General features: G+C 50.5%; 28 protein-coding genes and 5 tRNA genes. 2 read left to right on the forward strand and 31 right to left on the reverse strand.

The features are described from left to right. Positions 1-118 precede the first annotated feature (118 nt). Entirely contained in the window at positions 119-1,009 is an 891-nt protein-coding gene (locus BO18_RS21645) for a hypothetical protein (RefSeq protein WP_034449629.1), read from the forward strand. A 50-nt stretch (positions 1,010-1,059) separates the two neighbouring features. On the opposite strand, the gene trxA is transcribed toward BO18_RS21645, so the two are convergent. The 31 genes from trxA to BO18_RS21800 all read right to left on the reverse strand — a co-directional run bounded on the left by trxA (position 1,060) and on the right by BO18_RS21800 (position 20,465). Further along, the gene (trxA, locus tag BO18_RS21650; RefSeq protein WP_034449630.1) at positions 1,060-1,380 is read right to left on the reverse strand and encodes a thioredoxin; all 321 of its coding nucleotides are present in this window, start codon (positions 1,378-1,380) and stop codon (positions 1,060-1,062) included. A gap of 144 nt (positions 1,381-1,524) precedes the next feature. Continuing rightward, positions 1,525-1,893: a DUF134 domain-containing protein gene (locus BO18_RS21655; RefSeq protein ID WP_051689036.1), complete on the reverse strand. Its 369-nt coding sequence runs from the start codon at positions 1,891-1,893 to the stop codon at positions 1,525-1,527. A gap of 116 nt (positions 1,894-2,009) precedes the next feature. Next, positions 2,010-2,876 (reverse strand): glucose-1-phosphate thymidylyltransferase RfbA, encoded by an 867-nt coding sequence (rfbA, locus tag BO18_RS21660; protein ID WP_034449632.1) that lies wholly within the window; start codon positions 2,874-2,876, stop codon positions 2,010-2,012. A gap of 356 nt (positions 2,877-3,232) precedes the next feature. Further along, positions 3,233-3,307: transfer RNA gene (locus BO18_RS21670), tRNA-Gly, on the reverse strand. A 148-nt stretch (positions 3,308-3,455) separates the two neighbouring features. Next, complete coding sequence (locus tag BO18_RS21675) at positions 3,456-4,586, reverse strand: cation diffusion facilitator family transporter (protein WP_034451542.1); 1,131 nt, start codon at positions 4,584-4,586, stop codon at positions 3,456-3,458. A gap of 77 nt (positions 4,587-4,663) precedes the next feature. Then, the gene (rd, locus tag BO18_RS34060) at positions 4,664-4,822 is read right to left on the reverse strand and encodes a rubredoxin (protein ID WP_066738410.1); all 159 of its coding nucleotides are present in this window, start codon (positions 4,820-4,822) and stop codon (positions 4,664-4,666) included. Positions 4,823-5,014: 192 nt separating this feature from the next. Then, a tRNA-Gly gene (locus tag BO18_RS21680) sits at positions 5,015-5,090 on the reverse strand. A gap of 25 nt (positions 5,091-5,115) precedes the next feature. After that, complete coding sequence (locus tag BO18_RS21685) at positions 5,116-6,225, reverse strand: glycoside hydrolase family 26 protein (protein WP_051689037.1); 1,110 nt, start codon at positions 6,223-6,225, stop codon at positions 5,116-5,118. After that, complete coding sequence (locus tag BO18_RS21690; RefSeq protein ID WP_034449635.1) at positions 6,225-7,178, reverse strand: hypothetical protein; 954 nt, start codon at positions 7,176-7,178, stop codon at positions 6,225-6,227. The genes BO18_RS21685 and BO18_RS21690 overlap by 1 nt, the downstream gene beginning before the upstream one ends. Before the next feature lie 104 nt (positions 7,179-7,282). Next, positions 7,283-7,356, reverse strand: a tRNA-Cys gene (locus BO18_RS21695). 2 nt (positions 7,357-7,358) lie between these two features. Then, positions 7,359-7,433 (reverse strand) — tRNA-Glu (locus tag BO18_RS21700). Positions 7,434-7,438: 5 nt separating this feature from the next. Beyond that, positions 7,439-7,515 (reverse strand) — tRNA-Met (locus tag BO18_RS21705). Positions 7,516-7,592: 77 nt separating this feature from the next. Next, positions 7,593-8,012 (reverse strand): hypothetical protein, encoded by a 420-nt coding sequence (locus tag BO18_RS21710; RefSeq protein ID WP_034449637.1) that lies wholly within the window; start codon positions 8,010-8,012, stop codon positions 7,593-7,595. A gap of 275 nt (positions 8,013-8,287) precedes the next feature. Further along, positions 8,288-8,665 (reverse strand): 50S ribosomal protein L7/L12, encoded by a 378-nt coding sequence (rplL, locus tag BO18_RS21715; RefSeq protein WP_034449639.1) that lies wholly within the window; start codon positions 8,663-8,665, stop codon positions 8,288-8,290. A gap of 31 nt (positions 8,666-8,696) precedes the next feature. Beyond that, positions 8,697-9,287: a 50S ribosomal protein L10 gene (rplJ, locus tag BO18_RS21720; RefSeq protein WP_034449641.1), complete on the reverse strand. Its 591-nt coding sequence runs from the start codon at positions 9,285-9,287 to the stop codon at positions 8,697-8,699. A 204-nt stretch (positions 9,288-9,491) separates the two neighbouring features. Then, positions 9,492-10,184, reverse strand: coding sequence for a 50S ribosomal protein L1 (rplA, locus tag BO18_RS21725; protein ID WP_034449642.1), 693 nt, complete (start codon positions 10,182-10,184; stop codon positions 9,492-9,494). 16 nt (positions 10,185-10,200) lie between these two features. Next, the gene (gene rplK / locus BO18_RS21730; protein ID WP_034449644.1) at positions 10,201-10,626 is read right to left on the reverse strand and encodes a 50S ribosomal protein L11; all 426 of its coding nucleotides are present in this window, start codon (positions 10,624-10,626) and stop codon (positions 10,201-10,203) included. Between the two features lie 71 nt (positions 10,627-10,697). Next, positions 10,698-11,246 (reverse strand): transcription termination/antitermination protein NusG, encoded by a 549-nt coding sequence (gene nusG, locus BO18_RS21735; protein WP_034449646.1) that lies wholly within the window; start codon positions 11,244-11,246, stop codon positions 10,698-10,700. A gap of 21 nt (positions 11,247-11,267) precedes the next feature. Beyond that, a complete protein-coding gene (gene secE / locus BO18_RS21740) occupies positions 11,268-11,579 on the reverse strand; it encodes a preprotein translocase subunit SecE (protein WP_034449648.1) in 312 nt (103 codons plus the stop codon). A 21-nt stretch (positions 11,580-11,600) separates the two neighbouring features. Further along, positions 11,601-11,765: a 50S ribosomal protein L33 gene (gene rpmG / locus BO18_RS21745; protein ID WP_028507804.1), complete on the reverse strand. Its 165-nt coding sequence runs from the start codon at positions 11,763-11,765 to the stop codon at positions 11,601-11,603. A 184-nt stretch (positions 11,766-11,949) separates the two neighbouring features. Next, on the reverse strand, positions 11,950-12,228 hold the full coding sequence (gene hisE, locus BO18_RS35710) for a phosphoribosyl-ATP diphosphatase (protein WP_051689038.1): 279 nt from the start codon (positions 12,226-12,228) through the stop codon (positions 11,950-11,952). A 3-nt stretch (positions 12,229-12,231) separates the two neighbouring features. Further along, a complete protein-coding gene (gene hisI, locus BO18_RS35715; protein ID WP_066738414.1) occupies positions 12,232-12,603 on the reverse strand; it encodes a phosphoribosyl-AMP cyclohydrolase in 372 nt (123 codons plus the stop codon). Beyond that, on the reverse strand, positions 12,600-13,373 hold the full coding sequence (hisF, locus tag BO18_RS21760; protein WP_034449650.1) for an imidazole glycerol phosphate synthase subunit HisF: 774 nt from the start codon (positions 13,371-13,373) through the stop codon (positions 12,600-12,602). Before hisF ends, hisI begins: the two co-directional genes overlap by 4 nt. Continuing rightward, a complete protein-coding gene (hisA, locus tag BO18_RS21765; protein WP_034449651.1) occupies positions 13,355-14,068 on the reverse strand; it encodes a 1-(5-phosphoribosyl)-5-[(5-phosphoribosylamino)methylideneamino]imidazole-4-carboxamide isomerase in 714 nt (237 codons plus the stop codon). Before hisA ends, hisF begins: the two co-directional genes overlap by 19 nt. Further along, positions 14,065-14,688: an imidazole glycerol phosphate synthase subunit HisH gene (gene hisH, locus BO18_RS21770; RefSeq protein WP_034449653.1), complete on the reverse strand. Its 624-nt coding sequence runs from the start codon at positions 14,686-14,688 to the stop codon at positions 14,065-14,067. Before hisH ends, hisA begins: the two co-directional genes overlap by 4 nt. A 4-nt stretch (positions 14,689-14,692) precedes the next feature. Further along, entirely contained in the window at positions 14,693-15,574 is an 882-nt protein-coding gene (locus BO18_RS21775) for a phosphoribosylaminoimidazolesuccinocarboxamide synthase (protein ID WP_034449654.1), read from the reverse strand. A gap of 18 nt (positions 15,575-15,592) precedes the next feature. Beyond that, entirely contained in the window at positions 15,593-16,183 is a 591-nt protein-coding gene (gene hisB, locus BO18_RS21780) for an imidazoleglycerol-phosphate dehydratase HisB (RefSeq protein ID WP_034449656.1), read from the reverse strand. After that, on the reverse strand, positions 16,167-17,261 hold the full coding sequence (gene hisC / locus BO18_RS21785) for a histidinol-phosphate transaminase (protein WP_051689039.1): 1,095 nt from the start codon (positions 17,259-17,261) through the stop codon (positions 16,167-16,169). Before hisC ends, hisB begins: the two co-directional genes overlap by 17 nt. 5 nt (positions 17,262-17,266) lie before the next feature. Continuing rightward, positions 17,267-18,565: a histidinol dehydrogenase gene (gene hisD / locus BO18_RS21790; RefSeq protein ID WP_034449660.1), complete on the reverse strand. Its 1,299-nt coding sequence runs from the start codon at positions 18,563-18,565 to the stop codon at positions 17,267-17,269. A gap of 95 nt (positions 18,566-18,660) precedes the next feature. Beyond that, a complete protein-coding gene (gene hisG, locus BO18_RS21795) occupies positions 18,661-19,314 on the reverse strand; it encodes an ATP phosphoribosyltransferase (protein ID WP_034449661.1) in 654 nt (217 codons plus the stop codon). Further along, on the reverse strand, positions 19,314-20,465 hold the full coding sequence (locus tag BO18_RS21800) for an ATP phosphoribosyltransferase regulatory subunit (RefSeq protein ID WP_051689040.1): 1,152 nt from the start codon (positions 20,463-20,465) through the stop codon (positions 19,314-19,316). The genes hisG and BO18_RS21800 overlap by 1 nt, the downstream gene beginning before the upstream one ends. 560 nt (positions 20,466-21,025) lie before the next feature. On the opposite strand from BO18_RS21800, the gene BO18_RS33305 reads away from it, so the two are divergent. Next, positions 21,026-21,814: a hypothetical protein gene (locus tag BO18_RS33305; protein ID WP_051689041.1), complete on the forward strand. Its 789-nt coding sequence runs from the start codon at positions 21,026-21,028 to the stop codon at positions 21,812-21,814. Positions 21,815-21,846 lie beyond the last annotated feature (32 nt).

Consider the following 21,846-nt stretch of genomic DNA (forward strand, 5'->3'; position numbering starts at 1 on the left):
TATGAGGTAAAATGTCTGTAATTTACCCTTCGAAATTTCTCTGCGTTTGGATATAAAAACAACGGACGCCTGCCAAAAAACAACGGACGCCTGCCATTCGTAGTAAAATAGCGCTGATATGGAAGATTTATTTGCCAACTGCAATCTCTGCCCGCGGAAATGCGGAGCCGACAGGACGTCCGGGAAGACCGGCTTTTGCAGGATGCCTGCAACCCCTGTCGTAAACCTCATAAAGCTCCACTACGGCGAGGAACCCATCATCTCCGGCACCGCCGGAAGCGGTACGGTCTTCTTCGAAGGCTGCAGTCTGGGCTGCGTATTCTGCCAGAACCATCTGATATCGAGAGGACCGACGGGACACGGCCTGCAGATGGACGCCGGTGCGCTCTGCACCGCTTATCTCGAGCTTCAGGAAAAGGGCGCCAACAACATAAATCTCGTTACGCCCATGCACTTCGCCCCTGCCGTTGCCGCCTCTCTCGAAAAGGCGAAAGCTTCGGGCCTGAAGATCCCCGTCGCGGTCAACTGCTCCGGGTACGATCTCGTATCAACGCTCAGACTTTTCGACGGACTTGTCGATGTATACATGCCCGACATGAAATACTTCTCATCCAGATTCTCGTCCGAATACTCTCACGCACCGGACTACTTCTCCGTCTGCTGCAGTGCGGTAGATGAGATGGTAAGACAAACGGGACCCGTCGTACTGGGCGATGACGGACTGATAAAGAAAGGCGTCATAGTAAGGCACCTGATATTGCCGGGCGGGCTTTTCGATTCCAAGCACGTACTCGATTACCTGACATCGAGATACGGTAACGCCATCTATATAAGCCTCATGAGCCAGTACACTCCGATGCCCTCGTGCACCGGCAGGCTCGCTGAGCGCCCTTCGAAAAGGACATGCGGGACGCTGGCCGATTACCTTGCTTCAAAAGGCCAGGACAACGCTTTTATCCAGGAATACGACTCGTCGGGAAATGAAATGATCCCGGACTTCAACACGTGAAGCCGGGATTTTTGATGAACTGATTTAGTTGCGTCTGATATTTCGAGCCGTCAGACTATGCTGTCGATGATCTGCTCGAGCTTTGCCTGGGGAACGAATCCGATGGACTCGTTTACGACCTCGCCGCCCTTAAAGAACTTGACTGCGGGAATGCTGGAGATCATGTACTTCTCGGCTGTTTCCATTGCCTCGTCAACATTGATCTTGCAGACCTTGAGTTTGCCTTCGTATTTCTCGGCGATCGATTCGATAACGGGTCCGAGCATCCTGCAGGGACCGCACCATTCAGCCCAGAAATCCACAAGAACGGGGAGCTCGCTCGCGAGGACCTCCGATTCAAAGTTACTGTCATTTACTACGATCTCAGCCATAACTGATCTCCTTCCTATGTTTCTGATATGATTATCTCACAATGCATGCCGCTTTTACTATAAAGTCCGGAATTCGTCACGAATTAGTAATCAGGAACGGGATGCCGGCATCTTTTATTCCGCATCCGCGTGAGATCCGTGTTATTACGCGTCCGCGTCAGCCCCGCCTTCTCCACACGATGTGCCGTCGCACGAACGGCAGCCGTCCGCACAGCATTCGCCGCCTTCGCACACCCTGTAATTGCCGCCTTCGATGCACAGCACCTTGCCGTTTATCAGGGCATCCGCGATCTTGTGCCTGGCAGTCTCGTAGATCTCGGTCACGGTCGTCCTCGAGATAGCCATCTGCAGCGCGCACTCCTCGTGCGTCATCTTCTGATAGTCGACGTGACGGATAACTTCGTATTCTTCTATCGTGAGGACCTCCGCGTCAAACTTGCCCGCACCGACCGGCGCAAACCGCGTGAACTTGGGCTCCTCACAGACTCTCCTGACTTTTACGGGTCTCGGCATTTAACAGCCTCCAAAAAAATGACATATGCCGCGTTAACGACATATGTCAATTATAGCATTATCTTTTCGAAAAACGAACGCGGCGCAAAGCCTGTCACTTCGCCTGAACAGAAGCCTCAGATGTCCTCGCCCAGGGAAGCAAGATACTGACCATAGTCCGTCTTGTCCATTGAACGTGCGATCTCAATGAACTGGTCCTTCTCGATCCATCTGTTGTGCCAAGCGATCTCCTCTAAGCATCCGATCATGCGTCCGGATCTCTGTGCGGCCCTAATCTGGCCTGCAGCCTCGTAAAGGCTGTCCGGGTTGCCGGCGTCAAACCATGAGAACTCCTTGCCCAGCGGAATGACGTGGAGATTGCCCCTCTTGAGGTACTCCTCGTTTACGGAAGTGATCTCGAGCTCGCCTCTTGCGGAAGGCTCGATCTTGCTCGCGATATCAACGACCTCATTGTCGTAGAAATACAGACCCGGAACGATATAGTTTGACTTCGGGTGTCTGGGCTTCTCCTCGATGGAAACAGCCCTGCCCTCGGAATCGAACTCGACTACGCCGAACGCTCGGGGATCCGCAACATAGTAACCGAAGATAACTGCGCCTTCGCCCTGCTGTCCTGCAAGTCTCAGCTTACGTCTGAAGAAAGGTCCGTAGAAGATATTGTCGCCCAGTGCGAGGCAGACGGAATCGGTGCCGATAAAGTCTTTCGCGATGATGAACGCATCAGCGATACCGCGCTGCACCTTCTGCTCAAGATACTGGATCTTAATGCCGAGATGCGATCCGTCGCCCAAAAGATCGACGAACGGCTTGGTATCATCCGGCGGTGTGATGACAAGGATATCCTTGATGCCTGCCTCCATAAGAACGGAGAGCGGATAGTAGATCATCGGCTTGTCGTAAACTGGAAGCAGCGGCTTGCAAACCGGCTTTGTGATCGGATAAAGACGTGTGCCTTTTCCTGCAGCGAGAATAATACCCTTCACTTGAGATACCTCCGGGGATTTCAAATTCTATTGATAGTATAAATATACAATAATCCAGGCGCGTTTTAAAGACGGTAAATGGGTCGCGGCACGCACGCCGTCTGCCCGCCAGCTCATCATTTCGCCTACCCGCCTGTACGAAGTAGTTCTAAAATCGATTTTTTGAAAATTTGAACATACTTTTTTCGAAAAAGTATGTTCTAAAATCAAAAAAACGAAAATCAGAACATAGTACGTCAATCGTAGTATAGGCCGGACGTGCTTCGTAATAAACGGAATCAGTCGCAGCAACAACCAGATGTGCTTTCCCAAATTCAGGCATAAAAAAACTGCCTCGTATGAGACAGTTCATTAAGTGGAGCGGGATACGAGATTCGGACTCGCGACTTTCACCTTGGCAAGGTGACACTCTACCACTGAGTTAATCCCGCGTGCCTGATTATTATATGGTCGAGCCTTGTTTTTGTCAACAAGGAATTTTCGCTGCCGGCACTTTTTTTCGCGAAACTACGCAAAACCCTGCAGAACAGCGGGTTCCGGACACGATTTACCTGCCGCTTATGCCGACTTCGGCTGTATTTACTGGTCGCTGATGTCGCTGTCGATCGCGACCACTACGTCGTATTCGGGCAGTGCTTCCTTTACGTCGCCGATTATGTGGGCGATGAGTCCTTCCCTGTCCTCCTCATCGAAATCAACGACAACGTCAAATGTGATGCGCTTCTTCTCCTCATCGACATAGAAGCCGTGGAGCTGGAGGATGTGTCTGTGGTCGACGACGAGTTCGGTGATCTGCTCGCGCATCTTCATGAGCTTCTCATCGGAAGAATTGCGCGAATAGATGCCGACGGCCGTAAGGATTATCCCCGTGTTCTCATAGACTTTGGCACTGATGTTTCTTGTCAGCGTGTCGATGCGGTCGGCGGTCATGGTATCGTCGACCTCGATATGCAGCGAGCCGAGATACTTGTCGGGGCCGTAGTTGTGAAGGACTATGTCGTAAGCGCCATGGACTTCAGGGAACGTGAGAACGCATTCCTTGACCTTCCTGGTGTACTCGCCCTCGACCCTGTGGCCGAGCATGTCGTCGATCGCTTCAACGATGATCTCGACGCCTGCCTTGAAGATGAAGAACGAGATTACGACGCTGACGAACGCTTCGATGTTGATCCCTGTCAGCATCAGGATGATGGCCGAGATGAGCACCGCGGTCGATAGTATGGCGTCAAAAAGAGCATCCGTGCCCGAAGAGATGAGAAGATCCGATCTGACGGACTTGCCCTTTTTCCGGACATAGAGTCCCAGGAAGATCTTTACTACGATGGCGACCGAGATTACCGCGAGCGATACCGCGGAGTGTTCTGCCGCGACCGGTTCGATGATCTTCTTGATAGATTCCCAGAGCGCTGTGATACCGGCATATATGATCAACGCCGCGATGATCATCTGCGAGAGATACTCGACTCTGCCGTGGCCCAGCGGGTGCTTCTTGTCGGGTTTCTTGGAAGCTATCTTGGTGCCGATGATAGTTACTACCGACGACAGCACGTCACTGAAGTTGTTGACGGCGTCAAGGACCATTGCCGTCGAGTGGACAGCAACGCCCACCAGCGCCTTGAAGGACGCAAGCAAAACATTTGCCACGATCCCTATGATGCCGGTCTTAACTATCGTATTTTCTCTGGATACCGTTTTTTCTTTTTCAGCCATGTTATTCGAAAACAACGCGGGCCGGCAGGTGCTATCAACTGACCTTGCCGGACCCGCGCAATTAAATTCAACTCAGATTATGCGGGTTCGAAATTTTCCTTGCCTACACCGCAAACAGGACATTTCCAATCATCCGGGATATCCTCAAAAGCTGTGCCGGGTGCGATTCCGCTGTCGGGATCACCGATCTCGGGATCATATTCGTAGCCGCAAAAAGAGCATACATATTTCTGCATGGTAAAATCCTCCTTGGGTTTTGGTATAAATTTATTTTACACTTTTTCGCGCGAAAAAATAACTGGAGCGAAGTTTTCGACTGGAAGTGTTTTCGCGATGCTCACGTGCCCACGGCAAACATGTCCGTTCCCGAAACAAAAACAGCCGCCTCACCAGCGAAGTCCATCGCTTATGAGACAGCCGTCATCTACTGGAGCGGGTTACGAGGCTCGAACTCGCGACATTCAGCTTGGGAAGCTGACACTCTACCAACTGAGTTAAACCCGCAATTATTCAGAACAAGAGAATATTATCAGACACTATCCTCAAAATCAAACACGGGCGCCATCTTGATCCGCTTGTCTTCCGCGAACTTTATGAAATCATCACACATCTCGTGCCTGAAATCGTCAGTCACAAAAGGAAGCCAGAACTGCGTGTCGGAGAAGTTGGCCCAAACGAGCATATACGCTATGCGCCTGCCGCCTTCCGTGGACGTGATGGTATCGAGCGTTGAGGTAAACCAGTCCTTTATCGTGTTGCCTGCCGGCGCAAGGCCCTCGAAATATCCGTTCTCAGTCTCGAGAGAACGGTAGCCGATCTCGGTCAGAGCTGATATCTTGCCGCGTGCTTTCGCAACGTTATATATAACATCAAGAGACGTGGAGAGCTTGTGGTGGAAGCCGTCTCCCTTGTGCGGCTTGTCGTGGTAAAGATCAAGACCCAGGATATCGACGTATTCGTCACCCGGATACCTTGCCAGGAACTCCTTCTCGTTCGCTATGACACCGTTGGGCGAATAGCAGACGGCGAGGTTGTCGACACCCTTTTCGCCGAGCAGATAATCGACCGTATATCTGAAAAGATCAATGTATTCCTCATCAGTGAGAAAGTCCTTTCCCCACCAGAACCAGCTGCCGTTGCATTCGTGGAACGGACGGAAGATCATGGGGATCTTCTCGCCTTCGACATCGACGCAGGCCGATGCGAATTCGGCGATCATGTCGAGGAAGCGGCGGTATTTCGCATTGAGGTCACCGCCGGGCATAATGCGTCTGCCGCAGTCGCCTTCGGTTATGTTCGGCGAATAATCGTAGAACTCTTCGCCGCCCAGTGAGAAGTTAGGCATATGCGAAGACAGCGTTATGATGAGGCCCTGTCTTCTCATGTTCCTGACGACCATTATGAGATCGTTCATCTTGCCCTCGTAGCCCAAAAAGCTGAGCGTGTCGACACCCACGATCGCGGGGTGGCTGCCGCAGAGGTTCTTGCAGTCGGATTCGGAGCCGTCAACGGCATTTATGGACACGCCGATGTGACCGGCATTCTGCTGGCCGAAAAGGATCTTATCACTCTCCGAGTAATCCCTTAATATGGCGAGGAGCTTCTCGAGCTTCGCTGACCGCGCATACTTAAATGCCATTATTCCGTGCCCTTTTTCTTCGTGAAATCACCGAAAGGATCCTGGATGTCGGAGATGTCGCCACCGAGTTTCTGGATGGCGGACATCATCTCGTAGAACAGCTCTCTCGAGATCTCTTTCTGATTACGGTTGATATAGTTCTTGAACATCGGCACGGCCCTGTCGTCGCCGTAGTCGGCAAGGCAGATGACCGCATATATCTTGTTCGTCATGTATCTGAATGCGTGCCTTAAGGTCTGATAGATCTCCTCGGTCCTGTGCTCCTGGCCGATCGCCGTGAGCATTATCACGCAGTCCTCATAAGGTCCCTCAAGACCGTCTTCCGTATTGCTCTCGATGAGATCGATGAGGAACGGCTCGGATACTTCGGGGAAGGCCTCAACATATTTCGCTATGGACTCGGCAACGAAAGCCTTGGTCTGTCCGTAGCTCAGATAACGGTCTAAGACTGCCTTGACGAAGCAGGGCTCCTTCATCTCGATCAGCACTTCAAAGCATGCGATAGCCTTCTGGAACTGCATCTCGAAAATATCGTCGGCATCGCCCATCTCTTCCTCGGTCCATGCGCACTCGCCTATCACCCTGCCGCAGTAATCCCTTACCATGTCGCCGGGTTCGGTCGCAATGCTCGCAGCCAGGGAGAGCGGAACGCCCCTGTCGAGATTGAGCGCGCTGTATTCCAGTGCTTCGGTCTTCTCCTCGAAACCCATCTCGTCCCAGATCTGTCTCATCGATCTGCCGCCGAGTCTCTCGTCGGGCTCGTTCTCGAGCTTAAATGTGGCCTCGTCGGTCTCTTCCTTTGCGAGGCGCTGGATGTATTCCTCATATGTCGCATCGTCGACGCCGTCAGGCTTCTGGTCGAGCTTGTCGCCGAACTCATCGAGCTTCTGCTCGAGGATCAATGCACCGATCTCGTCGTATCTCTTAAGTAATTCCCTGATGTCTTCTCTCATTAAGCTATTCTCCCAAACCGTCCTTGTCTTTAACGCAACTATTTTACTCTGATTGTTAAATCAAAAAAAGCGTCGCTTTGTAAGAAAACAAAACGACGCTATTTTGGAGGTACCACCCAGATTTGAACTGGGGATCAGGGTTTTGCAGACCCATGCCTTACCACTTGGCTATGGTACCATTGGTGACCCGTACGAGAGTTGAACTCGTTACTCCGCCGTGAAAGGGCGACGTCTTAGCCGGTTGACCAACGGGCCTTTTATGGTAGCGGCAGTGGGATTCGAACCTACGACCTGCCGGGTATGAACCGGACGCTCTGGCCAACTGAGCTATGCCGCCATAAAAGTTGCTTTGAAATTATATCCACTCAAAGATTCAAAGTCAATAGAAATAGTAAAAAGTGGGAACTCTTTTTATCAGTAATCCCTGTTCTCCATCTTCCACTTCTGCCACTCCATCTCCACCCTGTGGCGTTCGGTCAGGAAAATCATGTTATTGAGTTCAGTCGCTTTCTTGAAGGCTCTGTTCTCCAAAAGCTTGGAGAGCACCATCCATGCGGCCATAACAGCTATGACAGCAAAGCAGATTATCATGGCGATAAGGAAAGCATAGTTGTAATCGTTAAATCCCATCTCATATCCGCCGAACGAAGGTAACGTTACATACTCGGCAGAATCATTGAAAAGTCCCAAAAAGATCATGGCTGCAACGAAACATACACCCATGAATATGAGTGCTCCGATAAAGCGTTTCTGGCTCCATCTGAAGATCCACGGTATCTTCTTATATTCCTCCTCAAAGAGGAAATTGAATTCCTTGTCGTTCTCGAGTCTCATGTACGGCTCCTGTCAAAAGCGCTACTCCTTTATCTTTTTATATTCCTGACCAACAAAAACGCAGCCTGCCTGTTTACGGGCAAACTGCGTTAACAGCAAAAGTTAATTGAAAGTGACGGTCACATCAGCGAGTCAGAACCATTCTGTCTTATGTTCCTTACCGTCAACACCTTCTTTTCCGTTTCCCCATTACAGTAATAATATAAAAGAAAAATGAGCTGCCTGCAATACAGCAGACAGCTCATATTAAGTCACGATTCTAAAGTGATTAAGAATTACTTGAGCTCGAGCTCAGCGCCGCAACCATCAAGCTTCTTCATGAGGTCATCAGCCTCTTCCTTGGAAACGTTCTCCTTGAGGGCAACAGGTGCCTTCTCAACGAGTTCCTTAGCTTCCTTAAGGCCCATACCAAGAACATCCTTAACTGCCTTGATAACGCCCATCTTGGAATCGCCGAAGCTCTTGAGCATAACTGTGAACTCTGTCTGCTCAACTGCAGCTGCGCCAGCGCCAGCGCCTGCACCTGCAGAAGCAACTACTGCTGCTGCGGATACGCCGAATTCCTCTTCGATAGCCTTCTCAAGATCGAAAAGCTCGATAACTGAGAGACCCTTAATTTCTTCAAGAATGCTTGTAACTTTCTCACTAGCCATTTTAAGTTTCCTCCTGTAAAAATTTAGCTAATTACTCTGCGGGTGTTTCCGCGGGTGCTGCAGCTTCTTCAGCGGGTGCCTCAGCTGCGGGTGCTTCTGCTTCAGCTGCGGGAGCAGCTTCGCCGCCTTCTTCCTGCTTCTTTTCTGCGACTGCCTTTACGAGCATAGCGAGCTTCGTAATAGGGAAGAGTACAGAATAAGCAACCTGTGTCTGGAGTGTCTCCGGATCGGGTACCTGAGCCAAAGCATTAACTTCATCAAGTGAAGCAACTTTGCCGTCGATGATACCGCCCTTGATCTCCATAGGCTCGATATCTTTGCTGTATTTAGCAAGGATCTTTGCCGGAGCGATGATGTCTTCAGAGTATCCTACTGCTGTAGGTCCCTTGAATACTTCATCAAGTCCTTCATAGCCAAGCTCTGCAAAAACACGTCTTAAGACTGTGTTCTTGATGACCTCGAACTTAACGCCTGCCTTACGGAGCTCTGCACGCATCTCTGTGTCCTGAGCTACAGTAAGTCCGCGTGTAGCAACAAATACATAAGTTGTTGCGCCCTTCAGTTCAGAAGAGAGGTCATCAACACGCTTCTGCTTAGCTGCCAGAATCTTTTCACTGGGCATATTGGTTTTTCCTCCTTGTTTTATTTCTATTAAAAACCCCCCTGGGTACCTGACAGGTAAACCAAGGGGGACTGATCAATCCGCTATGAATCGATAGTTCCTTCCTCGGCCGGCCGCCCGGATGACCCGGACATTTCAGAGACTGTATTGCAACAACCTCACCCGCTGTCTATGGCAGGAAAGTAATTAATTGTTAGTTTTGGATCAAGAGAACTTTGTAGCGTTGATCTTGATTCCGGGGCCCATCGTTGAAGCGATGGAGCAGTTCTTGATGTACTGACCCTTAGCTGCAGCAGGCTTAGCCTTGATGATAGCTTCCATCAGAGCCTTAATGTTCTCCTCGATCTTCTCGGGACCGAAAGAAACCTTGCCTACGGGGCAGTGAATGATGTTGGACTTGTCGAGCCTGTACTCGATCTTACCGGCCTTTACTTCGTTAACAGCCTTGGTGATGTCCATTGTAACTGTGCCGGCCTTAGGGTTAGGCATCAATCCCTTAGGACCCAAAACCTTACCTAACTTACCGAGCTTACCCATCATGTCAGGTGTAGCAATGATGACATCGAAATCGAACCAGTTCTCTTTCTGGATCTTATCGATCATATCGTCGTCACCAACGAACTCTGCGCCTGCTTCCTTACCCTCATCAGCCTTGGGGCCCTTAGCGAGTACCAAAACTCTCTTGGAACGGCCTGTACCGTGAGGAAGAACTACAGCACCTCTGACCTGCTGGTCAGCGTGTCTGGAGTCAACACCGAGTCTTACGTGAAGCTCTACGGTCTCATCGAACTTAGCCTTACCTGTCTCGCAGACAAGCTTAGCTGCATCAGAAGGATCATAGAGTACGGATCTGTCTACGAGCTTTGCGAGCTCAACATATCTCTTGCCTTTTTTCATGCTCTATTCTCCTTTCTTACTGCTTTACAACGATTCCCATGGAACGTGCTGTACCTGCAACCATTCTTGCGCAAGCTTCTACGTCTGCTGCGTTAACGTCAGGCATCTTGATCTCAGCGATCTTGAGGCAATCTTCCCATGTAACTGTTGCAACCTTATCTACATTAGGTCTACCCGAAGCCTTCTCGATCTTAGCGGTCTTCTTAAGAAGTACCGGTACCGGCGGAGTCTTCGTGATGAACGTGAACGTACGGTCAGCATAAACTGTAATGATTACAGGAATGATGAGACCTGCGTCCTTAGCTGTTCTCTCATTAAACTCTTTGACAAACTGCGCGATGTTGATACCGTGCTGTCCAAGAGCTGGTCCGACCGGCGGCGCGGGTGTTGCTTTGCCTGCAGGTATCTGAAGCTTTACATAACCTGTGACTTTTTTAGCCATATTGGCCACCTCCCAAATAAAATTTTTCTATTATCAGAGGTCCCTTTAACAGGACCTTCAATAAACTTAACTTAAACTTTTCTTACCTTGATGAAGTCGAGCGTAACAGGTGTCTCGCGTCCGAACATTGATACCGTAACGGTAACCTGCTGCTTCTCTTCATTGATATCCTTAACGACAGCCTTGCTGTCCTTAAAGGGTCCGTCTGTGATGATGATCAGATCGCCGATGCGGTAATCAACCTCAACAGTCGTAGGTACGATGAGACCCATCTTGATCAAGTCCTCATCCGTCATCGGAGTGGGCTTGTTGGGATCGGGTGATACGAATCCCGTAACACCGTTTGTATTACGGATCCTGAACCACAGATCCTTGTCGACCTTATCGTTATTGCCGAAGACGAGCTTGAGGAAGATATAGCTGGGGAATCTCAGCTTCTCAACTTCCTTGCGCTTACCGTTCTTGGTCTCAACAACGATATCTGTCGGAAGATAGACCTCCTGGATGATGTCTTCCATCCCCTGAGCCTTGGCATAATTCTCTATGGAAGTCTTAACCTTCTTCTCATATCCGCCGAAGGTATGGATTATATACCACTGGGCTTCATTATTTTCCGGCATTTATATACTCCTAAATCAAGCTTAGCCCTCAGCAGGCTCAGTCTCCTCAACAGTCTCAGCTGCTGCCTCTGTCTCAACAGGTTCAGCCTCTGTTGCCTCTGTCGTAGCAGTCGTCTCGACTATATCGTAGAATCCTACCTTATCGAGGATCCAGCGTCCGCCGTTACCGATCAATGTAAGGTAGACAGCGAAGAATACGATGACCAGGAGAACGACAGCTGCAGTCTTGGCGAGCTTCTCTCCCGTAGGCCAGGTTACGCGCTTCAACTCTGCAAAAACATCGGAGACCTTCTTGCCCAGGCGCTTGAAAATGTTACCTTTGTTATCAGCCATCTTAAAGTCCTTAACTGAGAATTACTTGGATTCTCTGTGAATTGTGTGCTTACGGCAGAAGGGGCAATACTTTTTGAGCTCTAATCTCTCTGTATTGTTCTTCTTGTTCTTGTATGTCTGATAGTTTCTCTGCTTACACTCTGTGCATGCGAGAGTCAGCTTATCACGAGCTCCGGCCTTTGCCATGGTACAAATACCTCCAAAACGTTGTGTTGCAAGGACTTTAGCGTCCTTCGCGCCAATTTCCGCGCAACTAAAAACAAGACCTGAACGGTCTAGCGCGAAGATTGTATCACACCCCGGGGTGAAAAGTCAACGAAAATATACGGGAGCGCCCATAATTTATAAAGAGCTTCCCTTTTGGTCCGTATCAGCCTCTGCGCGACCTTAATTCGGTCTCGACATCATCGAGCGTAATGCCCTGGTCGACCATGAGTACGAGAAGGTGGTACTGAAGATCAGCGATCTCGCCGACGATCTCTTTCTTGTCCCTCTGCGAAGCTGCGATGACGACCTCAACGGCCTCTTCTCCGAGCTTCTTGGAGATCTTATCTGTTCCCTTGTCGAAAAGGTAGTTTGTATAAGAACCCTCTACGGGATGCTGCTTACGGTCGGTGATAACGCTGTAAAGTTCCTTCATGATATCCATCTGTCATTCCTCCTTGTCGCCTGAGGGATCCCAATCACCCAGCGGCGTGTAAAAACATGACCTGTTGCCTGTATGGCAGGCTGCACCGGTCTGGTCGATCTTATAAAGAAGAGTGTCCCTGTCGCAGTCGATGCTGCATGAGATCACCTTCTGTATGTGTCCCGAGGTCTCGCCCTTCATCCACTGGGACTTGCGCGATCTCGAGTAATAATGCATTATACCCGTCTCGCACGTGAGGCAGAATGCCTCTTCGTTCATATAGGCCATCATGAGGACTTCGCCGGTCTCATGATCCTGAGTGATCGCAGGGACCAGACCGTCCGAATTCTTCTTCATGTGCTCCCACATATATTTGGGATCGAGCTTTTCCGTCATGTGACTCTCCTTACCGGGATGCCCTCTTTTTCGAGGAAATCCTTGAGGTCCTTTATCTCGATCTCACCGAAATGGAAAAGGCTAGCCGCGAGCACTGCGTCAGCCTTGCCTATGTTGATGGCGTCGGCAAAATCCTGCATCGTTCCCGCACCGCCCGAAGCGATGACCGGAACTCCGACACTCTCGGAGATAAGCGACGTGATCATGTTGTCGTAGCCGGACTTCGTTCCGTCCTTGTCCATCGATGTCAGGAGGATCTCTCCGGCACCGAGGGATACTGCCTTCTGGGCCCATTCGAGCGCATCAAGGCCCGTGGGCTTTGTGCCGCCGGCAATTACGACCTCATATCCTGACGGGAATCCCGTCTCCCTGCTCTTTACGTCGATGGCGCAGACGATGCACTGCGAACCGAAGATCTCCGAAGCTTCCTTTACGAATCCCGGATTCTTTACCGCAGCGGAATTGAGCGATACCTTGTCTGCTCCCGCGTTGAGGAGTTCCCTTATGTCTTCAACGGTCCTGATGCCGCCTCCGATGGTAAAAGGGATGAATATCTCGTTTGCGACTCTTCTTGCCATCTCGACAGTCGTGTTCCTTGCTTCAAGGGTTGCGGTAATGTCTAGGAATACAAGTTCGTCCGCACCGGAAAGGTTATATGTCTTGGCGCACTCGACAGGATCGCCCGCATCCCTTAAGGATACGAAGTTAACACCCTTAACGACTCTTCCGTCCTTGACGTCAAGGCACGGGATTATACGTTTTGTAAGCATTTCGCCAGATCCACCTTTCCTTCATATATGGCTTTGCCGATGATGACACCCGCACAGCCAGATGTTCTTATCAGTTCAACGTCCTCATTTGAGCCGATGCCGCCTGAGGCTATTACGTCGAGGCCCGTAGCCTCAACCATTTCCTTTGTAGCTTCAACGGCGGGACCGGTGAGCATGCCGTCTCTAGCGATGTCGGTAAACACGACGGTCTTTGCGCCTATCTCCTTGCACTTCAGGGCGAAATCAACCGCCTTGAGCTCGGAATCGGACGTCCATCCGTCCACCGATACGAATCCTGAGTGGGCATCGATGCCGATAGCCACCTTGTCGCCGAAACGCTCTATCGCACGTCTGGTGAACTCGGGGTCCTTTACCGCGGCCGTTCCGAGCACTGCTCTTGAAACGCCGTATTCTTCTATCCATTTGGCGAGAGTGTCCATGTTGCGGATGCCGCCGCCCGTATCGACCTTGAGGCCGGTCTTTACGGAGATCTCTTTAATGATCTCATGGTTCTCGGGCACGCCTGACTTTGCCGCGTCGAGGTCTACCACATGGATCCATGTGGCGCCTGCTTCCTTGAACATGAAAGCCTGGTCAATGGGTGAATCGTTATAGACCGTGACGTCGTCGTATCTGCCCTGTCTGAGCCTTACGCACTTGCCGCCGATCAGATCTATTGCGGGTAATATGATCATAATCTTGTCTCCGCCGTAAATTTCTGGAGGATCCTGAGTCCTGCATCGCCGCTCTTTTCGGGATGGAACTGCATGCCGAAGATGTTTTCGTGCTCGAAAGAGGCACAGTATTTGATACCGTATTCGGTATTGGCCGCGTTGTCATGCGCGTCGCCCAACTGGCAGTAGTATGAGTGTACGAAATACACATAGTCGCCTTCGGTAAGAAGCCTGCCCGTTACGTCGGTCAGGTTGTTCCAGCCCATCTGCGGAACCTTGAGGCCGCTCTCGGGAAACCTTCTTACAAAGCCCGGGATGATCCCCAGACCCGATACAACGCCCTTAGTCTCCCTTCGCTCGATGACGTTCTCTTCGGAACCTTCGAGCAGGAGCTGCATTCCCAGGCAGATGCCGAGGAAAGGTTTGCCTGAATATACGGCATCGAAAATGGGATTTATGAGATCCCTGTCAGCCAGCTGATCCATCGCGGGGCCATAGCTTCCGACGCCGGGAAGGATAACTCCCGAAGCATCGGCGATCACATCCGCGTCAGATGTGATGACACAGTCACTGCCGATATACTTTAACGCTTTCTCGACAGAGCCCAGATTGCCCATTCCGTAGTCTATTACAGCTATCAAAGGATCAGATTTCCTTTCCCGTTATGCGTGAGTAGCACTCACGATACTTTTCTGCAGTCTTGTCGATGATCTCCTGAGGCAGATGCGGAGCGGGATATGTCTTGTCCCAATCCAGTGTCTCGAGCCACTCTCTGAGGAACTGCTTGTCGAAGCTCTTCTGCGCGTGGCCGGGCTCATACTCTGCTGCATCCCAGAATCTCGAAGAGTCAGGTGTGAACATCTCGTCGCATACGGTAAGAACGCCGTCGATCTTACCGAACTCGAACTTGGTGTCTGCAAGGATGAGGCCCTTCGTGAGCGCATACTCGGAAACCTTTTTATAGAGAGCAAGGGATGCGTCTCTTAATGCTGAAGCGTCTGCCTCGCCGATGAGGTCGACCAGCTGCTCGTATGTGATGTTGATGTCGTGGCCTTCGTCAGCCTTCGTGGAAGGTGTGAATAAAGGCTCGGGGAGCTTGTCGCCCTGGACCATGCCCTCAGGCATCTTGATGCCGCCGACTGTACCGGATGCCTTGTATTCCTTAAGTGCGGAACCTTCGAGATAGCCTCTTACGATGCATTCTGCGGGAAGCATCTTCGCCTTCTTAACGAGCATTGATCTGCCCTGGAGTTCTTCCTTATACTTGTCGAAGCCCATAGGATACTTGGAAACATCTGTGGTGATGACGTGGTTCGGGATGATGTCCTTAGTGAAATCAAACCAGAACTCGGAGATCGATGAAAGAACTCTGCCCTTGTCGGGGATCAGTTCGTCGAAGATAACGTCGAAAGCCGAGATCCTGTCAGTAACGACCAGAAGGAGTGAATCTCCCAGATCGTAGATGTTTCTTACCTTGCCCTTTGAGAGCATCGGCTGATCGATAAAATCAGTATCCTTGATAAGCATTTATATGTCCTCCAAAAATTATAATGCGCCTTTTGTCGAGATGACCTGACCTGCAAATCTGGGGTCAGTCTCGGTTGCTTCCCTCAAAGCTCTCGCAAGAGCCTTGAACATCGCCTCTGCCTTGTGGTGGTCGTTCGCGCCGTAAGGGCATGCGATGTGCAGCGTGATGCCTGCGTTGAACGCGAAGCTCCTGAAGAATTCCTCGAAGAGCTGTGTATCCATCGTTCCGCAGAAGTCGCCAGCGAAATCACATTCGAAGACCAGGAAAGCCCTGCCTGAGATGTCCAAAGAACATGTGCCCAGAGCCTCATCCATCGGGATGGAAGCGGAACCGTAGCGTCTGATGCCGACCTTGTCTCCCAAAGCTTCCTTAAGAGCCTGACCCAGGACGATGCCGACATCCTCAACGGAATGATGTGCATCGACGTTGAGGTCGCCCTTGCAGGAGATGTCCATGTCTATGCCGGAGTGCTTGCTGAGAGCCGTGAGCATGTGGTCGAAGAAACCGATACCCGTATCGATGTTATTCGCGCCATTGCCGTCAAGATCGATCCTGACCTTGATGTCGGTCTCTTTTGTCTTCCTTGCGATCTCAGCTGTTCTCGGCATCTTTGATCTCCTCTCTTATCGCTTTCAAGAGTTCAGTCATCTCTTCATCCGTACCTATCGTTATCCTGAGATAGTCCTTCAGCACGGGTTTATTAAAATATCTTACAAGTATACCCTTACTGCGGAGATTTTGGTACAGTGCTCCGCAATCGACGGGCGGTTTTGCGAAAACGAAGTTTGAGGAAGACGGCGGCATGGTAAAGCCGAGCTCCTTAAGTTCCTTTTCGACCCATGTTCTCGTGGCGATTATCTTCGCACGCGTCTCGTTGTAGTAACCGGTGTCCAGGAGTGCCGCCTCAGCGACCTTCTGTGCGAGACGGTCGACGGGATATGAATTGAACGAATCCCTTGCCCTTCTGAGGCCCTCGATCAGTTCTTTGTCCGCAACGGCGTACCCGAGCCTTATCCCGGCGAGCGAGAACGCTTTCGAGAGCGTCCTTACCACGCAGATGTTCTTATACTTTCCTATCAGCGATACGGCCGACTCGTAGTTCTCTTCGAAAGCCACATATGCCTCATCGACTATTACCACGGAATCGGGATTCGCCTCTGCTATCCTCGAGCAGTCCTCAACGGCGATCGCCCTTGAAGTCGGCGCGTTCGGATTCGCGAAAACGATGCCGCAGTTCGGCACGCCGATGTAATCATCCGGATCGAGCCTGAAGTCCTCCTTCAAAGGAATGGTCTTCCTTCTTAAGTCGTAGAACTCCGAAAAGACCGGATAGAAGCTGTAACTGTAATCCGGCATCAGCACGGGAAGTCCCGTCAGCGCCTTTTTCTCGAAGAATGTCTGAAAGCAGATGGCGAGCACTTCGTCAGAGCCGTTTCCGCAGAATATGTTTTCTTCCGATACTCCGTCAAATGCGGCAGCAGCCTTTATGACGTCGGTCGAGTTCGTATCGGGATAGAGCCTTAAGTCGGCGAGGTTAAACTTTTCGAGCGCCTCCCTGACCTTGGGTGTCGGCGGATAAGGATTCTCATTTGTGTTGAGCTTTATCACCTTCTGACCCGGCTTGGGCTGCTCGCCGGCAACGTAAGGCTCTATGTCATTTATCAGTTTGTTCCAATATTTACTCAATGTGTTCAGTCCTCGAATCTTGCTCTTACGGCAGCGGCGTGACAGGAAAGTCCTTCGCTGTCGGCAAATGCCGCCACGTCCTTATATACGTCTCTGAGCATCTCCTCGTTGTAGTTGATGACGCTCATCTTCTTGTAGAAATCACCGGTGTTGAGAGGCGAGAAGAATCTTGCCGTTCCGGAAGTCGGAAGAGTGTGGTTCGGTCCAGCGAAATAATCTCCCAGAGGTTCGGGTGAATAATTGCCCAGGAACATCGCACCGCAGTTGTTGATCTTGTTGGAGAGCAGCTCTGGATTCTCAACACAGAGTTCCAGGTGCTCGGGAGCGATCTCTTCCGAGAAATCGATCGCGGTATCCAGACTGTCGCAAACGATGATGGCGCAGTAATCCTCCATGGACTTTACAAGTATCTCCTTGCGGTCAGCCATCTCGGATCTCCTGTCAGCGCACTCCAGGATCTTCTCGGCGAGTTCTCTCGAATCGGTGAGGACAATGGCTGACGCCATCTTGTCGTGTTCAGCCTGCGAGAGCATGTCCGCAGCAACGAAATCCGGATTTGCGGTCTTGTCCGCGATTATGAGGATCTCCGAAGGACCCGCGAACATATCGATGTCTACCTGTCCGAAGACCAGTCTCTTAGCCGTATTGACGTAGATGTTGCCGGGGCCGCAGATCTTGTCTACTCTGGGCACCGTCTCCGTACCGTAAGCCATCGCGGCGATCGCCTGCGAACCGCCCATCCTGTAAATCTCGGTAGCGCCCGCAATGGAAGCTGCAGCGAGGATAACGGGAGCGATGGTTCCGTCCTTTCTCGGAGGTGTCGCGAAAACGATCCTCTCGACTCCCGCAACGGAAGCCGGGATAACGTCCATCAGTACTGTTGACGGCAGAGGTGCCGTACCGCCCGGAACATAGATGCCGGCGATCGAGATGGGCCTTACGCGGACGCCGATCTTGGATCCCTTGCCGCAGTCCATCATGAAGCCGTGTTCCTTCTGCTCCTCGTGGAATCTCCTGATGTTGGAAGCGGCCTTTTTCATGACCGTCAGGAGCTCGGGATCGACAGATGCGATGGCGTCTTCGATCTCCTTCTCTGTAACTCTCAGCTGGTCTGCCGTGAGCTTTACCTTGTCGAATTTCTCTGTGTATTTGAGAAGGGCCTCATCGCCGTTCTCTCTGATGTCGTCGATTACGTCCTGGACCACCGTGATAACGGGCTTTAAGTCCATCTTGCCTCTTACGCCGAGACTCGTAACCGTTGCCTTAAGGTTCTCTTGTGTGCCTTCGATCAATTTACAGCGCATAAATTACCCCCTATGTAATCTTCTTTTCTGTAATCTCGAGTGAATGTTTCTGCCGTCTTTTTGACTGCACCTGCAGTCCTGAATCTTCGCCGGCATCAATGGATCTCGCCCGAATGCTCTTCTGCAAGTGCCACCTTGAGCCTTGCGATCATCGGCTTGATCTCTTCTTCCTTCATCTTCATCGAAACACGGTTTACGACCAGTCTTGCGGAGATATCCGCAACCGTCTCGAGCACGTCGAGGCCGTTCTCATAAAGAGTTCTTCCCGACTCAACGATGTCGACGATCACTTCCGCAAGTCCCGTAAGAGGAGCGAGTTCAACGGAGCCGTTGAGCTTTATTATCTCGACGCTCTCATTCCTTACGCCCTCGAAATAATTTCTCGTGATGTTCGGATACTTGGTTCCGACTCTCTTATTGGGGATCTCATCGAGTTTATCCTTGAGTTCGGCGGGACCCGCTACGCACATCCTGCACTTTCCCAGTCCGAGATCGAGTACTTCATAAAGCTGCCTTCCCTCTTCGAGGAGCGTGTCCTTTCCGACAACGCCGATATCGGCTGCGCCGTACTCAACATAAGTGGGAACATCGGAAGGCTTGGAGAGGATGAACCTTAAGCCCGCATCCTTGTCCTCAAGTATGAGCTTCCTCGATTTATCCCTTGCTGCGGATACGTCGTATCCTGCCTTTTCCATCAGATCCAGTGTCTGGTCGGCAAGTCTGCCTTTGGGTAAAGCTATCGTAAGCATCAGGCATTACCTCCGTCCATAAACATAACTGTCTCTATCCCCTTTTCGCTTGCATAGTTGTTGAGAGCTTCTTCATCCATTCCCGTTGTGTCAACGATCGCGGGTGTTCCTTCCGCTCTCAGAGCTTCGGCCGTAACGGTCGCAGCTTCGAAATCTCCTCCGACTATTACCGTCGCGCCCTTAGCCGGGCTGTACTTCTCCTGTCTCATGAGCGCCGTGATCGACAGCGTCAGAGAGATCGAGAAACCGACGGCTTCAATGCTCTTGCCGAATGATTTGGCGACGTCGTCATAACGTCCGCCCGACATTATCGGGAAACCGACCTCATAAGTGTAGCCCTTGAAGACCATTCCCGTGTAATAGTCGATGCTCTCGATGAGGCCCAGGTCTACTGATACATACTTGAGGAAACCGTATCTTTCCATTATGTCCAGGATCTCCTTGAGGTTGCCCAAAGCTTCCTTTGCGCCCTCATCAGTGATCCTCGGCAGGATCTGGTCGATCGTATCATAAGTGCCGCCTGCCTCGGTCAGCATCTGCAGAGTCTCTTTGTCCTCTTTGCTGATGTCGAGCTTCTCAAGAGTAACGGTGTCCCTGTTTGCGATCGCGTTCTTGATCTTTACCTGCTCTTCCGCGCCGATGCCGAGCTGTCTCATGAGTCCCTTATAGAACTTGACCTGACCGATCGATACCTGAAGATCGGTGATGCCGATCTCAAGAGCGGACTTAATGGCAATGGCAAGGACTTCAGCGTCGGACTTTGCGCCGCCTGCACCCAAAAGCTCGATGCCGCCCTGGGTAAAGCCGGAAAGCTTTCCGCCGCCCTGCTTGCCTGCTCTGTACATGTTCTCGATATATGAATAGCGCACCGGAAGCGTATCGTTCCTTCCCGCGCAGAACCTTACTGTGGGAATGGTGCCGTCGTAACGGTTGCACAGAAGCCTGCCGTTGCTGTCCGTGAACTTATAGAGTTCCTCTTCCTCGACGAATTCCTTGTATACGTCAAAATACTCGACTCCGGGAGTCTCGATCTCTTCATAGCCGTTCAGCAGGAACAGAGTGCGGAGCCTCGATTCGAGCTCCCTCTTAAATCCGCATATCCCCGGAAACTGATCGTTGAAACCGTCCGGCGTGTAATACTTATTACCCATATATTTTCTCCATCTTTATTATCTTCCTTATTGTACTTGCCACAGGTACACAGGGCAAATGACTTTAATGTGTCATTTCCACCGACTCTTTAGTCGACTAAAGGATTATAATTGTGCATAAGAGATATGTCAAGCATTTTCTTTAGTCGAATAAAGAATTGTGTTTGGAACGCGACGTGCGCTAATTCTCTCAAGTCTTTCCTTCTTTGCACAAGTAGTTCTAAAATGCGATTTTTGAAATCCAGAACATACTTTTTTCGAAAAAGTATGTTCTAAAAACGAAAAATCGAAAATCAGAACATAGTACGACAGACGTAGTAGTCAGTAAAAAGATGATGTCGATCAAAACACAGCCAGTAAAATCAGATGATGTTAATCAAAAACGCAGTCAGCAAAAAGCAATGAAGTTGATCAAAAAAAGCATCAAAAAATTGAGACTAGTCTCACGACCTCCGTATAGTCTCAATTTTCGCCCGCTTTTTCTCTTCTGGCACAATTTGTCCCCCAGACTGGCATAACGCTTCCTATAATAAAAACACGATTCTGAAAGGAGCCTGATTATGCCTATTCGCCTTATCGAAAGCATGATTGCCAGAGAGAAATTGCTTACCGACACGATAAGTTCGCTAGAAGAAAAGCTTGCTGCATTTCCTGATGGCAAGATAACTTATGGTCATCATAACGGCGGGGTGCATTATTTTCTGCTGGGAGAAGACTCTAAAAAGAAATACCTGAGTCAAGACGATGATGAACTGATCAGGCAGCTTATCCAAAAAGAGTATGTACAAAAAGCATTGGAAACAGCCAGAAAGGAATCGACAAAATTAAGATCTGTCATCAGGTCTTATCCTCGAAATGTTATCGAGGATCTATACGATGCCCTTCCTGAAGAAAGACGCAGGTATGCCAGGCCCATAGTAACAGGCAATATTCAGGATGTGAAAGAATGGCTTGAGGCAAGTTATAAACGGAAACCTTTCAATAAAAGCGAGAGCGCATTCTTTACGATAAGGGGTGAACGTGTAAGATCGAAGTCAGAGGTGATAATTGCCGACAGACTTTGGACAAAAGGTATCCCCTACAGATATGAGTGTCCGCTCCTTGTCGGAGATGAAATAATACACCCCGATTTCACTATCCTCAGACTCAGCGATCTAAAGCTTGTATACCACGAGCATTGTGGCAAGATGGGTGATCCGAAATATACGGGGCCATTACTTAAGAGGATCAACGATTACAGCCATGAAGGCATTATCCTGGGAGACAGACTTTTCCTCACATTCGAATCCGATGAGAATCCGCTCGATCTTACGACACTTGACGCACTGATCGAAAAACACTACAGATAATTATTGTCACCAGACAGCAGCCAGTATAAAAG

Source organism: Butyrivibrio sp. AE2032 (genome assembly GCF_000702965.1).

What these genes read in the sequence shown, in the direction of transcription:
- secE (WP_034449648.1), bottom strand. Translation starts at nt 11,579, where the DNA reads ATGGCTGATAACAAAGGTAACATTTTCAAGCGCCTGGGCAAGAAGGTC.
- hisB (WP_034449656.1), bottom strand. Translation starts at nt 16,183, where the DNA reads ATGCCGAGAACAGCTGAGATCGCAAGGAAGACAAAAGAGACCGACATC.
- hisF (WP_034449650.1), bottom strand. Translation starts at nt 13,373, where the DNA reads ATGCTTACAAAACGTATAATCCCGTGCCTTGACGTCAAGGACGGAAGA.
- hisD (WP_034449660.1), bottom strand. Translation starts at nt 18,565, where the DNA reads ATGCGCTGTAAATTGATCGAAGGCACACAAGAGAACCTTAAGGCAACG.
- rd (WP_066738410.1), bottom strand. Translation starts at nt 4,822, where the DNA reads ATGCAGAAATATGTATGCTCTTTTTGCGGCTACGAATATGATCCCGAG.
- BO18_RS21685 (WP_051689037.1), bottom strand. Translation starts at nt 6,225, where the DNA reads ATGGCATTTAAGTATGCGCGGTCAGCGAAGCTCGAGAAGCTCCTCGCC.
- rplK (WP_034449644.1), bottom strand. Translation starts at nt 10,626, where the DNA reads ATGGCTAAAAAAGTCACAGGTTATGTAAAGCTTCAGATACCTGCAGGC.
- rplL (WP_034449639.1), bottom strand. Translation starts at nt 8,665, where the DNA reads ATGGCTAGTGAGAAAGTTACAAGCATTCTTGAAGAAATTAAGGGTCTC.
- rpmG (WP_028507804.1), bottom strand. Translation starts at nt 11,765, where the DNA reads ATGGCAAAGGCCGGAGCTCGTGATAAGCTGACTCTCGCATGCACAGAG.
- trxA (WP_034449630.1), bottom strand. Translation starts at nt 1,380, where the DNA reads ATGGCTGAGATCGTAGTAAATGACAGTAACTTTGAATCGGAGGTCCTC.
- BO18_RS33305 (WP_051689041.1), top strand. Translation starts at nt 21,026, where the DNA reads ATGCCTATTCGCCTTATCGAAAGCATGATTGCCAGAGAGAAATTGCTT.
- rplA (WP_034449642.1), bottom strand. Translation starts at nt 10,184, where the DNA reads ATGAAAAAAGGCAAGAGATATGTTGAGCTCGCAAAGCTCGTAGACAGA.
- BO18_RS21710 (WP_034449637.1), bottom strand. Translation starts at nt 8,012, where the DNA reads ATGAGACTCGAGAACGACAAGGAATTCAATTTCCTCTTTGAGGAGGAA.
- nusG (WP_034449646.1), bottom strand. Translation starts at nt 11,246, where the DNA reads ATGCCGGAAAATAATGAAGCCCAGTGGTATATAATCCATACCTTCGGC.
- BO18_RS21690 (WP_034449635.1), bottom strand. Translation starts at nt 7,178, where the DNA reads ATGAGAGAAGACATCAGGGAATTACTTAAGAGATACGACGAGATCGGT.
- hisI (WP_066738414.1), bottom strand. Translation starts at nt 12,603, where the DNA reads ATGACGGAAAAGCTCGATCCCAAATATATGTGGGAGCACATGAAGAAG.
- hisE (WP_051689038.1), bottom strand. Translation starts at nt 12,228, where the DNA reads ATGGATATCATGAAGGAACTTTACAGCGTTATCACCGACCGTAAGCAG.
- BO18_RS21655 (WP_051689036.1), bottom strand. Translation starts at nt 1,893, where the DNA reads ATGCCGAGACCCGTAAAAGTCAGGAGAGTCTGTGAGGAGCCCAAGTTC.
- BO18_RS21645 (WP_034449629.1), top strand. Translation starts at nt 119, where the DNA reads ATGGAAGATTTATTTGCCAACTGCAATCTCTGCCCGCGGAAATGCGGA.
- BO18_RS21800 (WP_051689040.1), bottom strand. Translation starts at nt 20,465, where the DNA reads ATGGGTAATAAGTATTACACGCCGGACGGTTTCAACGATCAGTTTCCG.
- hisG (WP_034449661.1), bottom strand. Translation starts at nt 19,314, where the DNA reads ATGCTTACGATAGCTTTACCCAAAGGCAGACTTGCCGACCAGACACTG.
- BO18_RS21775 (WP_034449654.1), bottom strand. Translation starts at nt 15,574, where the DNA reads ATGCTTATCAAGGATACTGATTTTATCGATCAGCCGATGCTCTCAAAG.
- rplJ (WP_034449641.1), bottom strand. Translation starts at nt 9,287, where the DNA reads ATGCCCAGTGAAAAGATTCTGGCAGCTAAGCAGAAGCGTGTTGATGAC.
- hisA (WP_034449651.1), bottom strand. Translation starts at nt 14,068, where the DNA reads ATGATCATATTACCCGCAATAGATCTGATCGGCGGCAAGTGCGTAAGG.
- BO18_RS21675 (WP_034451542.1), bottom strand. Translation starts at nt 4,586, where the DNA reads ATGGCTGAAAAAGAAAAAACGGTATCCAGAGAAAATACGATAGTTAAG.